This is a genomic window from Rubripirellula amarantea (assembly GCF_007859865.1).
In the GTDB taxonomy this organism is placed as follows: domain Bacteria; phylum Planctomycetota; class Planctomycetia; order Pirellulales; family Pirellulaceae; genus Rubripirellula; species Rubripirellula amarantea.
In genome coordinates, this window is record NZ_SJPI01000001.1 from 1,714,504 (window position 1) to 1,727,236 (window position 12,733).

The following is a 12,733-nucleotide window of genomic DNA, read 5'->3' on the forward strand; positions in this document are numbered from 1 at the left end:
CAACAGTGCCGTTCAACGACCTTCGTGTTGCTTCACGAGCGTAGCGAAGGTTTCCAGGTCGTCGTAGTTCTTTTCCCAAGTCGTGTACATCCAACCCCGGATGTCATCTTTATCACTGATCGCCTGACACCAACGGTCAAAATTCGATTTTACGTCGCCATCGTAGTAGGCCGAGATGATCTGGGAATGTGAGCGGCCCGTAAACCATTCCAGTGCCTCTTTCGATTTATTGTTGTTCCAGTTCATCACGGTGACGGACGGATTGAGCCCCTCCCAGGATCCCTTCATCGTTTTGGCGGTGAGGTAGTACTGATCGACAGCGTTGTGATTGGGATCGAACATGTCGGACCATACGACGATGTTCTTCGGTGCCGTGCCTTTGCGAGCGGAAGACTTGTCGACGAGATCGATGCAGCGACGAATGTTATCGCGAAGCAATTCGCCAGAGGTTCTTCCCTTGGCGAATTGATCATGACCCGCCACGCGGATTTCATCGTGTTGCAGAAAGAGTGTTTTTGGTGACCATTTCTGGTCGATCACATTGAGTTGCGATTGATAAAGATCGTAAAGCTTCTCGGCGACAAGTGAGCATCCCACTTGCCCGCGGTGGATGAGAACCGCGTGATGAAACGACACCCACAAAGGTTCGTTTTCCTTAATTCTCGAGTTCTTGGTCAGCACCAAGGGCGGCGCTTCGTGATCGTCGTCGTACTCACCGATATACGGAACTCTGCCCAACTTAGGATCTTCCCATCGTTGGAAGTCTTTGCCTTCTTGGTACAACTTTCCCGAAGCTGCTGATCGAACAGCGATGGGACATCCGTCGCGTCGAAGCAAGTTCACCCCTGCGGCGACTTCTAGTCGAGCATCGTCGAGCCACAGCGTTCCCTTGTTCCCGGACCAAACGCCTAGGTAAAGGGTCAGTTCGGTGTGTTCAAAGCTGTTGAACAAGATGGTGTGCTTAGTCCAGGGTTGGTCCGAAGGCGTCACGAATTCCGAATAGCTGATACGTTTGCCATCGCCCATTGGCATGAATTGAACCAGATCAGCATCTAACCCCGAGGCCTTCGACCAAAATGAGAACTGGTAAGCGTGATACGGCCTTACCGTGACCTTTTTCATCAGTCGAGCGTTGCCAGCGTCTTGACCTTCTCGGAAGTTGGTCAGTTTCAAGCAGGACTTGCCCCGTTTGGGATCTGATGAATCAAGCGAGCTCGAAACGTTCCATCCGTCGATCCAGTCCCATCCTTCGGGAGCATTCTTGCCAGCCTGTTCGAAGTCGCCTGAGGGGATCAAGTTCTCTGATATAGCAGTCGCTTCGCCATTACGCACAAGGAAGCGACAATTCTTCACCGGCAAGCCCGCAGCCAAGTTGGGGTCATTTTGCAAAATTGGATTGGAGTACCCCACTGGCATCACGCAGGGAATAAGCTCGACATCGGCTTGGGCAGCGGCTCGGCGGATTCGCTGCATACCTTCGAAAAAACGCTTTGGCCGATCTTCAAAATTGCCAAACTTGTGATCCGTGATCACGGCCCCGTTGTAACCGGCCTTGGCGGCTCGTTGGATTAGCGTCTCAAGCCGGTCAACTTCTTTTTCGACTAAGAAGTTGACGGGTGCGTAAAACCAAAGTCGCCCTGGTTCGATCGCGTAGGCTTGGAACCCCATCGAGGCTAGAAGCAGACCGAGGAGGGCCGCAAAAAGACGTCGAGATTGGGGGACAAGATTGACAGAACCCATTGAAATTTCCGTTAGATTGAAGGCGAATCGTCCAGCAGCCTTAGCGAAGACGGCTCTTAAGCTAAACACATCACGAAGCCACTAGAACTCAACCAGAAAACCATTAAACTAATCTTCTCGCGAGGAGACGCCTCTTAGGGGCGACCCAGTTCCTCGCAAATGCACCCGTGGCACAATTGGATAGCGCATCGGTCTTCGGAACCGAGGGTTGCAGGTTCGAATCCTGCCGGGTGTACTCTTTTGAAGCGTCGGACTGGCTCTTGGTGGTCAGATTGCTCTTTGAAATTTTCTTTTGGTCCTGCTGGCCGATCGCTCGGCTTTGTTTTACGAGCGTTTTGTAAGATTCGGTGCGGTTTCCAAATCCCTGGTTTTCATTTGGACGGTACAGGGTTACATAGTCCCACGGGTGGCAAGGATTTTTGATTGCGAGCGATGGGTGTCTCGGGACGCAAAGTAGCTGACAATCACCACATCGTTCGTCTCTGCCTTCACCGGACCCAAGCTTCGCGAGTGGTTTAGGTGACGGTGAAGTCGCTCCACTGCAGGTTTTCCGGGGCTCTTCGCGACCTGGAACCTCATCCCTAAGGGATTTGAACCGAATACGATGTAGAGCATCGGTAGCGGTGGGACTGGTCTTTTATTGCGTGTTAGGCTTCTCGTTGGTCTTTTTGGTATGAAGGGGCGTGGCTTGCTTGAAGCCTCAATCAATCATCACACTTCTTAACTATCACAGCTCGGTGGAGAGATTCGCATGTTTCAATTTTCCTGGACAAAGGACGTTTGCCTTGGGCTTGTTTTGACGGTGGCGAGCACGGTGGTGGCGTCCTTGTTGACGGAACCAGGCAACGTTGCTGTTGCCCAGGACGTTGTGAGTCAGGCTCCGCAGTGGCAGGAGATTGAAATCGCTTTCAAGGCAGAACGCGAAACGGCTAGTCCCTATACCGACGTCGACGCCTGGGTCGATTTTGCTCATGAACGTGGCCAGACGATTCGTCGCCCGATGTTCTGGGATGGTGGTCAGACCTTCCGAGTTCGATTTGCCTCAACCCAACCCACCGGGACATGGACTTGGACCACCTCGGATCGTGATGGTGATCCTGGGCTTCACGGAAAGTCGGGGAAGTTTGAAGCGGTCTTAGCTTCATCCGATGAGCCAACCGTGTTCACGAAGCATGGTTTTTGGAAGATCCCCGAAGGCGGACGCAATCTCGTTCACGCCGATGGAACGGCTCGTTTGATGTGTGCGGATACAGCTTGGGCATTGCCATGGCGAGCAACCGTCGATCAAGTGCAAACCTATGCGAAGGATCGTCGCGACAAGGGTTACAACGCTGCGTTGTTGATGACTGTCCAACCCGATCAACGTGTCACAGGGCCTCGCTCGCGAACCGAAGACGGCGGGTTCGATGTTGGCTTTGAGGATCTTCCAGAGGGGAAACTTGAAAAACTGAACCCCGAGTACTTTCAAATGTTCGATCGGTTGGTGGATGTATTGACGGCTCACGGGATCGCGCCGGTTTATCAACCCGTCTTTCATGGATATGGATGGAAGGGAGGAGGGACGGCGGGCAACACGGTGAGTGCTGACGACTACTCCCGATATTGCCGATACCTCGTTGCTCGATACGGTGCGAGACCAGCGATTTGGTTAGTTGGGGGTGATGGACCAGCCGTTGACCCGTCGATCATCGAACAACTCGATGCGGCTGGTCGAATGATTCAGCAGTGGGACGCCTACGGTCAGCCGACGGGGATTCACTATTCACCGCACGCACTTAACCGCACCCACCAAGACAAAGCGTGGTTGGATTTTCAGTGGTGCCAGACAGGACATAACGGTGAACACGTGCCCGAACGTGTGGCCGACATGTGGCGTAACCTGCCCATCAAAGCAGTCGCCAACGGTGAACCCACTTATGAAAACATCGGACGAACTGGAAATGGATCAGGTTGGTGGCAAGGGCACGAGGCATGGTGCAACCTAACGGCCGGAGGAACGATGGGAGTCGTTTACGGAGCTGGTAGTTTATGGCAATGGCGGCTTCACGCTGACGAGCCCGATCATGCCGATTGGTGTACCGCACCGGGGGCAGGTTGGCGTGAGGCACTCGACTTTGACGGAGGAAAGTACCCCGGCATCGCGGCAAAGATTTTCAACGGATTGGACTTCGCTGGCATGCAGCCTGATTGGGTTTGCACCTACGGAAGACGTGGGCTGTTGGTGCCCGGGAAGCTTTTTGTTTTGTATCTCCCCAACGGCGGAGATACTGCGATTATTTCGCAAGAAGTGCCGCGGACGTACCGAGTTTATGACCCGCAGACCGGTGAAGTTGTGGGGCGTGGAAAGTTGGAAGACAAACCGTCCTCGCAAGCCAAAAGTTTTTCTCCTGATCAACCACGGGTGCTGGTGTTCGCGTCGGAATAGACACACTTAACCACAAGTGGATGCAGCTTGACCTTATCTCAAAATCGGCAGTGGTTATCAGTTGAGTATGCGTAAATTACTTCGTGTCTTGAATGTCCGACACTTCTAATTTGACGCAATAGGGCGATGTGTTGTAGCCCGATTGTCGATCAGTGTCTCCACGAAATCCACGAATGATGATTACGCTTCCCTTGGATATGCGGGGGTGCCGATGAGCCATCGCTGGCGGTTCGCCGGCTGCATCAATCGCGTCGAAGTTCGTATTGGTTTCAAGGCTCGTGAATGCAATGGGACCCCGTCCATTGCTCAGATAAATTTCTCCATCTTTAACATGCAATCGAAGCAACGTGTCACTAATGAACGATTGCATGTGATCATTGCTAACAGAAACGGTGTCTCGCCAAAATGCATATTGACGTTCAAAGTTGATGGAAAACTCACCCGGCTGAGAACTCTGCGCGCCAAACGAATCATTATTGAGATCGCTTATCACGTATCTGAATGAGATAGTTTTAGGCCGAAAGACGTAGATCGTTTGCTCTACTTTTTCGGGGCTGTTGTTGTCGATCAACAATTTGTGAGGAACGCTGCCGTGCTTATTAGCTGATGCCACCAACTCGTATTCGCCGATGCGGACATTCTTGAATGTATAGTTCCCGTTCGAATCAGTTGTTGTCGATAGGCGGCCCATGGAAACCGGGCACTTCGACATAGCATTGTTATCCAGGTCCACTACTTTCCCATGGACCATGAATTTCCGATCTTGCTTAACGGCTTTCATGGGGATGACGCCGAGATTGGTAGGTTGGCCGGGGACCAATACCACGTCGATGCTCACCTTTTCGTACCGCGGTCCAGCATCGAGAACGATCTTCCGAACTCCAGCGTTTCGCGATGCATTTTGCTCAATCGTTGCCCAAGGTGCCTGCGTATTGAATCGGCGAATGCCGCTGTACCCGCCGCCTTGATAGCAGCGGTAGGTAACTTCGACGGGGCCGGAAGCTCCGGCGGCTCGAACGACTAATCCAACTACTGCCGAGTCCGAATCGGATTTTGATTCACGCGCGCTAACGTTTTCAATCGCTCTTGCGATGAGACGTTTGTCGGCGACCGAACCTTGGGAATCGTCGAGATCATTTGACGACTTTGATGCAGGTAAGGGTTTGTCGTTCGTCTTTGTCGAAGTCTCGAAATTGATTGAGCGAATAACGGCAATGCTTCCCGAGATTGTCTTTCCATTGTCTTGGACAATCGTGATTGTCCCGTTCTGATATTGAGTGACCTCTCCGTTGACTATTTTCCCATTTTTGAAGTGGATTTCGTCGGCGAATGCTAGGCAGTCAAACCGAGACAGAAACATCATTCCTATGGCAAGTTTGAGGAAAAGTCCTGCGGTAATAGCCCAGTGGAAATTGCCGATTTTCGAAAACGTGTTCTTGCACATGGTCGTCTGTTCGGTTGCGCGGATCTAAGTCTAGTCTTGCTAATCAAAGAGAATACATGCTGGTCGATCCAGTCATTCCCATCGACTGGAAACCTTTTCCAGGATATCGGAAATCTCGCTGGAATATAGAGACGCCAAATCGTCATTCCTTATTTCGTGAGCAATTGACAAACCAGGATTAGATACTCGGTATCTCTTGCGATTCAGGTTTATGGAAAACTCCGGTGCACAGTCGAATACTAACGGGCACGAGAAAAGACGGATGCAGTTCTGCGCTGTGATCTGCGCTGCGATCTGCGTTGTGATCTGCGCTGCGACCGGGTTCCCGGTACCGCGTGGTCGAACCCGCGATGAGATCAATAGCTTCTTGGTCTTTCTGCCTAAGTGGTTGCGTCGATGTCGTAGGGGCCAGTGTTAACAATCGCTTGAACTCTTTCCTTGGATGACGCAACTTCGTTCGAGTGGCGTTTAGTCGATCCAAGAGCACCGCGTAGGCTTGTGATAGAATAGGTCGGCCTTCGCGGGGCCAGAGCGGTCTTTGCGTTCGCTACTGGCTGGTGGATTCTGTCATCTTGGAATCACCGAGTTGGTACCACATCCTCCTTCCTCTTTATCTGAATCTCGCCATGCGATCTCTCCGCGTTTTGCTTCTTCTTCTCACTACGGTGACTCTTTCTTGGTCAGCGCCCACGGTCTCGGCTCAACGTGAAAAACGTGCGATCAGTTGGGTGAACCCACAGATTACTGACATGGAAGGGCTAGAGCACAAAGTGTTGGACAGTAAGTCGCTCGGGCATGATGTGGGCTACGCGGTTTGGACTCCCGCGAGCTATTCGGACCGCGGATCCAGACGTTATCCCGTGGTGTACTTTCTGCATGGTGCAGGCGGGACAGAAGCCTCGGATTCCGGTGGTTTTTCATCTCGTATTGCCAGCAGTATCCGCAAAGGCAAGTTTCCGGAAGCAATCTGTGTGTTCCCCAATGGCGGAATGAGTGGTTATCGCGGAGAGGTGGAATCGATGATCATCGACGAGTTGATTCCGATGATCGATCGTGAGTACGCGACCAAGGCGGAGGCATCCGGTCGAGTGTTGGCAGGCTTTTCGATGGGAGGAGCGGGTTCAGTCCGGTTGTCTTTACTTCACCCTGAACTTTTTTGTGCAGCAGGAAGTTGGGGTGGGGCGCTCTCTCGCCAAGGCAAGGGCGAAGACAGTCCGTTGTTACCCGCTGCAAAGTCGAGTGCATCCAGTCTAAAGAAGAACAATTTTGCGTTACTGACCATCAACGGCGATCAAGATCATCCCGAAGGTTTTTCACCTCTGAACAAGGTGCTTAGTTCATTAACCATTCCGCACAAGGTTGTGACGCTCAAAGACACCCAACACAATCTCGGTCACTATTACGATCGCTCAGCCGACACGATGATTGCGTTTCTTGCAGAGCGGCTTCGTGGCGAGAAGGCTCATCATGATTCCATGCGAACCGTTCGCGTGCTGACCATTGGAAACAGTTTCGCCGAGAACGCTTGTAAGTATTTGAAAAATATCGCGGCGGATGGAGGCGTCGAACTAGTAATCGGCACCGCGAATCTTGGCGGTTGTACGCTTGAAAAACACGCAAAATTGGCTAAGCAGTCTGCCACGGATCCGGATAACAAGCCGTACCCATTTTCGAAGGCGGGAGAACGTCGAAAGTTGAGTCTGCAAGACTATCTCGTTGCTGATCAATGGGATTATGTAACCGTTCAGCAAATGAGTGCACTGAGTTTCAAGCCAGAAACCTTTCATCCCCATATCGATCAACTGGTGGAGATCATTCGGGAACTTGCCCCCAACGCTAAAATTCTGATCCATCAAACCTGGGCCTACCGACCTGATTCGCCACTGCTAAAGCAATGGGGAATGAGTCAGGATGAAATGCACGCAGGAATTTTGCAAGCTTACGAAAGCGTCGCGAAACAGTTCGATGCAGCGATTATCCCAGTAGGATCGGCATTCCATGAAGTTCGCACGTCACCGGGGCGTCAAGTCGTTGTGCCCGACCCGAACTATGACTTCGACAATCCTGTTCACCCTCAACGTCCCGACCAAACTAACTCATTGGTGGCGGGCTGGTACTGGGACGTTGCTGACGACCGAGAACCAAAGTTGAAGCTCGATTTCAAGCACGCGAACGAAGCGGGATGCTATTTAGCTGGGTTGGTGTGGTACGAGTCGTTAACGGGGAACGACGCGCGTGAAATCACTTACGCGCCTCATGCCGTCAAAGAAGCCGACCGCGAGTTTCTACGAGAAGTCGCTCACTCTGTATCTCGCACTCGTTCACCAGAGCCAGATCAGGTGCGATGACTTGATCTGCGAAGTTAACCGCGGCACCTAGCGTCTTTCCTCATGCAAATCGCTAACGCAGGACAACGTACATGGCCTGCTTTGGCAAAACGACTTTCATTAGTCCTGGTGATGTCGAAACGTTGATTTTTTCGACCGCAACTCCGTTTGCGTCAAGCAGTGTTGCTGTCTGAAGGGATGAATTTGCAATTGTAATCTTGAGCTGCGTGTTCTCCATGTTCCATGGGCTGCTGCCGAGGTTGGTGATGCGTAGTTTGTCGTCGTCCAATGATTCTGTCTTCCAACCATAGGGCCGGGCCGTGGTTCCGATTTGTAGCAGTACCTTGCTGGATGTTGTCAGTGGTTGATCATCCATCGACACGACTAGTACCGACGCGTATTCGTTGTTGCTGGTCATGGTGATTGTGTCGAGTTCAATGAGGCCGGCCGACGCCAGATCACCGGTGGCTCCCTGGGCGTTGGGAGAATTCAACGTGCAAACGCCATTGCCATAGTGCCACTTCAGTTGCCCGGTGTTGCTTTGAACGGTCTTCGTGTCGGAACTGATCAGCGGACGCAGGTCTGCGACTTCGGTTTTGCCATCCTTAAAATCAACCTGAACAGGTCCCGTTAAGTAAGCCAACGGAGTGACTGTTCCGTTCATTGCAGCCGCAGCCTTTGTGGCTGGGGCTTGGGAATCCCGATTGGGGTCGAATCCTGATTCTTCAGGAAGCAACGGCGATTTTCGAGACCAAACGTCTTGGGGAGAACGTCGCTCAACTAACGCGGGCGTACCTTGCTGAATATCGCCGCGTCGAAACATCAAGGCTGCTGCTGGAAACATTCCAATCTGGGCCGGTGTCGATAATTGCCACTTTCCCATCGGTGGACCAAAGCCGATGTCATCAGTCGCAAACCAGTAGAAAATGTCGAAACCCGTCAAAGCACCATAGGCCGCGACCAGGAACGGACCTTCACTTTGGTATCGCAGCGGTGGCACCCACGCGCTTTCGGAGATGATCATTGGGTGGCCTGCAACTTGTCGCAGCGTCAAAGGAAACGCCCACGGTTGCTTCAATGCCGATTGGCCCGAAAACACGTCGCCCTGACTAACCAAGTATCCAGATCGTGATTTGTCATTTGGATTAACATGGCTGCCACCGTTGTAATAGCGATTGACGCCGATCACGTCATTGGCCGAATAAGCGAAGCGTTCTGCATCAAACAACTTCGCCGCATCGGCTGTTCGCCAATTGCCTGCGTTGACGAGTCCTGGGTAGCCAAGGTCGTCTTTCAAGAAGCGAGCGATCTCGGAATTGAATTCGTACATTAGCCGAACGTAGAATTCCAGTTGGTCGTTCAGACGGTTTGCCAGTGGGGCTTCTTGATCTTGAGTGAGGTGGTAGATCGTATGAGGCATCACGAGACCGCTACCAAAGTCGTCGCCTTTGTTGGTTGCTTGACCGCCCCAGGCCTGAGTCGCTTTGCTGAGCGAACCATATTTTTTTTGAAGCCACTTTCCGAAGTGACGTCCCAGCTCGATCCGTTGTTCGCCTTGAATTGCCTGTTCGGTCCAAAAAAGTAGGCTGTCTTCGTTTTGGATCTGAAAGATGGCGACTGTGGGATCTTCCGCCAACGGCATTCCAGTGTGCGGGTTGGTTCGGGTCAACAACTCTCGCAACCATCCCTTGTATGCATCCTGAAGCTTCTTGTCGAAGAAGATCAAACCGGTCAGGTTGTCTCCCCCAGCGTCTTTGAGTCCCCACGACGGATTGTTTTTCACACTGACGGCCCAGTACGGAGACAGCGTTACATAGATGCCTTGTTTCTTCATGGCTGCCACCAATCGCCAGGCGGCATCGATGTCCTTTTGGTTGACATCCGTCAGTTGGGAATCGCGATCCGGTGCAAGGTGTCCGTGGTGCCGAACCATATTCACACCGCGCTTTGCCAGCCAGCGAGCATGTTCGTCGAGTGTGTCCATGTCGTCGCGATATTGAACACCCGTGTTGACGGCCCAGAAGCGTATCGGTTTGCCAGACCCGTCCACGAAGTCGGCTCCGTCGGATGAACGGGCGATTCGACCGCGCTTGCCAGCGGGTTTTTCGTTCAGCTCGCTAAGATCCAAAAGGGAGTCCGGCGTGAAGCGGTCTCGGTCGGGTTCAAATGCCCACGTCCCTTGATCAGCATGACCGGTCTTTTGCCCCGGCTTGCGATTGCCTTGTGGAAGGAAAGGTTCGGCGCTAAGCACGAAACAATCCAAGCCTCCGTGCAGGTTGTTGTCGCTTTCAAACCGAAATTCGACCGAGTTGATTCCTGCATCAAGCACGACGGGTTGTGCCTTGACCCAGGCCACAAACCTTAAGTCTGGTTTACCATCACTGGCGATATTCAATTGTTGTTCATTCTTGGCAAACGAAACCTTCGTCCAGTCGCCACCGTTGATTCGCACCGACATGGCCGCAGCGATGGGATTCGCTCGCAGCCAAAGTTCATGCTCGCCGCTGGTTTTCGCCTGAACATCAAATTTCGCGACCGGTAATTCGCCAGTACCGAAATGCGACAGCCACTGCCCGCCCGACAATTCACCCCGCTTCACCGAATTATACCAGCCGTGTTGCTTCATCGAATGAGTCACCGCGTCTTCGCCCTCTACCCAAATGAAGTCGTCGGCGTTGACCTGAGAAAAGTTGGCAATGACAAGTGCCAAACACGCAAGGGAGCAAACAAATGACAAACGCATGGCAGTACCGAATCAGGTCAGAAGGCGGGGACGTTAACCGGGGCGGGGACTCAGGCGACTGAACCGGAAAACCAAGTCAGTGAAATGCTGGTTTGTCGATCTGTCGCGTACCTTAATGTAACGATTGGGATCGCCGTGTTGCGAGTCGGCGGCCTGGAATGCAGGATGTTGCTGTCGAGATTCCCCTCGCATTGGAGGTCCCGATTCTTCGCAATGAACGATTCTTCGCATTGAACCATTCTTCGTGTTGAACGAAGCTTTGTTAAACAAACGTGGATCGAGATCCGCTACTCTGCCGCGGTGATGACAATCGCTTTGGTAGGTCAATCGAGAACGAATAGCCTTTTCTTCGCTACTATCCTACTGAAATGTTTGCCGACCTTTTGCGGAAAGCAAGCGTGGAGCCGCCTTCATGATCAACTCACAATGTTCCAACGCTCGTGGTAATCTTCTGAACGTGCGACGAATAAGGCGGGTAACATCGCAATTACGGGAACGCTTCGCCAGCGGCATGGTGTTGTTCATGGTGATCATTAGTGGAGCGATGGTCCCCACGGTCTCACGCGGTCAATCTGTTCGTTAACCTGCTGCATGGAATGGGTATCGAGGCGGATGCATTCGGAACCAGCAGCGGCGTGTTGACCTTCTAGGTTGCTTCACTTTTATCAACAAACGAAAAATCCATATGAATCTTCGTGTCGTAATGTTTGCCTTTGCCGCAAGTCTACTGTTGCCAGTTGCATCGAGAGCTGAGCCTATCGATGAAAATTGGCACCAATGGCGAGGTCCCGATGCAACCGGCGTATCTAAGACCGCGAATCCACCGATTGCCTGGAGTGAAGAAGAGAACATCAAATGGAAAGTTGCGATCCAAGGCCAAGGCACATCGACACCGATCATTTGGGGCAACAAGGTCTTTGTTCTTACAGCGATCAACACCGGCGAGAACGATCCGGCCATTCCAGATCCCCAAGATCAACCTAAGACGAACTACTTCGACATCAAACGCCCGAACGCGCGGCATGAGTTTGTGGTGTTGTGCCTCGATCGAAATACCGGCAAGGAGATCTGGCGTGATATTGCGACCAAGAAAATTCCTCACGAAGGAGCGCACAACGACAACGACTTTGCTTCGGCATCACCGACTACCGATGGCAACCAGTTGTATTGTTGGTTTGGGTCGGCGGGATTGTTTTGCTATGACTTAGATGGAAACCAGTTGTGGGAACGAGAGTTAGGCGAAGCGCGAGTTGGATCGAGTCTTGGCGAAGGTTGTTCACCCGTGGTTCATCAGGACAAGCTTGTCATTGTGCGAGACCACAATCGACAAGGGGCGATCGAAGTCTTAGACACCAAGACGGGAGAAACGCTTTGGAGAAAGGCTCGCAACGAAGACAACGCATGGGCAACACCACTCGTGGTCACACACAGCGGAAGAACTCAGGTGGTTACGGCCGCGTCCGACTTTGTTCGCAGCTATGATCTCGACTCCGGTGACATTATCTGGCAATGCAGCGGCTTAACGGGCAACGTTACTCCTTGCCCGGTGGTCGAAGGAGACCACGTGATTTGCATGAGTGGCTACGAGGGATACTCGGCGATGGCGATTCCACTTACCCAAACGGGAGACCTTTCGGGCAGCGAGAAGATTCTATGGAAGAAGAACAAAGGGACGCCGTATGTCCCCTCACCATTGCTCTACGACGGCCTCCTTTATTACAGCCAATCCAACCAGTCGATTCTTACTTGCCTTGATTCGAAAAGCGGCGAGGTCGTTTTCGGACCTGAGCGAGTTGGTCAACTATCAAACATCTACGCCTCGCCCGTAGGCGCGAGTGACCGTGTTTACATCACCGGTCGAAACGGAGTCACAGTCGTGCTCAATCGTTCGTTGAAATTTGAGTTGATCCAAACTAATCAGCTTGATGAGCGTTTCGATGCCTCACCAGCTATCGCTGGCAATCAATTGTTCCTTCGCGGTGCTGAGTATCTGTATTGCATCGAAGCAGAATAGAGAACGCGAGATGCGTATGTTGGCATCCGATAGCACCGGC

Annotated in this window: 6 protein-coding genes and 1 tRNA gene; 4 read left to right on the plus strand and 3 right to left on the minus strand. The window is 52.3% G+C overall.

Translation table 11 applies throughout. The features are described 5' to 3' along the window. Window positions 1-12: 12 nt before the first annotated feature. Window positions 13-1,740: a hypothetical protein gene (locus tag Pla22_RS06210; protein ID WP_146513842.1), complete on the minus strand. Its 1,728-nt coding sequence runs from the start codon at window positions 1,738-1,740 to the stop codon at window positions 13-15. Window positions 1,741-1,901: 161 nt separating this feature from the next. Between Pla22_RS06210 and Pla22_RS06215 the strand changes: the two genes are divergently transcribed. Both Pla22_RS06215 and Pla22_RS06220 read left to right on the plus strand, forming a co-directional pair. Further along, window positions 1,902-1,975, plus strand: a tRNA-Arg gene (locus Pla22_RS06215). A 516-nt stretch (window positions 1,976-2,491) separates the two neighbouring features. After that, window positions 2,492-4,165 carry an apiosidase-like domain-containing protein gene (locus tag Pla22_RS06220; protein ID WP_146513843.1) on the plus strand — a complete coding sequence of 558 codons (1,674 nt, stop codon included), beginning with the start codon at window positions 2,492-2,494 and terminating at the stop codon, window positions 4,163-4,165. Between the two features lie 76 nt (window positions 4,166-4,241). On the opposite strand, the gene Pla22_RS06225 is transcribed toward Pla22_RS06220, so the two are convergent. After that, window positions 4,242-5,609 (minus strand): carboxypeptidase-like regulatory domain-containing protein, encoded by a 1,368-nt coding sequence (locus Pla22_RS06225; RefSeq protein WP_146513844.1) that lies wholly within the window; start codon window positions 5,607-5,609, stop codon window positions 4,242-4,244. Between the two features lie 626 nt (window positions 5,610-6,235). Between Pla22_RS06225 and Pla22_RS25165 the strand changes: the two genes are divergently transcribed. Beyond that, a complete protein-coding gene (locus Pla22_RS25165; RefSeq protein ID WP_165440540.1) occupies window positions 6,236-7,957 on the plus strand; it encodes a DUF4886 domain-containing protein in 1,722 nt (573 codons plus the stop codon). A gap of 52 nt (window positions 7,958-8,009) precedes the next feature. Here the strand turns inward: Pla22_RS25165 and Pla22_RS06235 are convergent, their stop codons facing one another. Continuing rightward, window positions 8,010-10,679 (minus strand): carbohydrate-binding protein, encoded by a 2,670-nt coding sequence (locus tag Pla22_RS06235; protein ID WP_146513845.1) that lies wholly within the window; start codon window positions 10,677-10,679, stop codon window positions 8,010-8,012. A gap of 685 nt (window positions 10,680-11,364) precedes the next feature. Here Pla22_RS06235 and Pla22_RS06240 point away from each other — a divergent pair. Then, the gene (locus Pla22_RS06240) at window positions 11,365-12,693 is read left to right on the plus strand and encodes a PQQ-binding-like beta-propeller repeat protein (protein WP_146513846.1); all 1,329 of its coding nucleotides are present in this window, start codon (window positions 11,365-11,367) and stop codon (window positions 12,691-12,693) included. Window positions 12,694-12,733: the final 40 nt, after the last annotated feature.

Coding starts and splice junctions, on each gene's coding strand:
- Pla22_RS25165 (WP_165440540.1), top strand. CDS start 6,236: ATGCGATCTCTCCGCGTTTTGCTTCTTCTTCTCACTACGGTGACTCTT.
- Pla22_RS06235 (WP_146513845.1), bottom strand. CDS start 10,679: ATGCGTTTGTCATTTGTTTGCTCCCTTGCGTGTTTGGCACTTGTCATT.
- Pla22_RS06240 (WP_146513846.1), top strand. CDS start 11,365: ATGAATCTTCGTGTCGTAATGTTTGCCTTTGCCGCAAGTCTACTGTTG.
- Pla22_RS06225 (WP_146513844.1), bottom strand. CDS start 5,609: ATGTGCAAGAACACGTTTTCGAAAATCGGCAATTTCCACTGGGCTATT.
- Pla22_RS06210 (WP_146513842.1), bottom strand. CDS start 1,740: ATGGGTTCTGTCAATCTTGTCCCCCAATCTCGACGTCTTTTTGCGGCC.
- Pla22_RS06220 (WP_146513843.1), top strand. CDS start 2,492: ATGTTTCAATTTTCCTGGACAAAGGACGTTTGCCTTGGGCTTGTTTTG.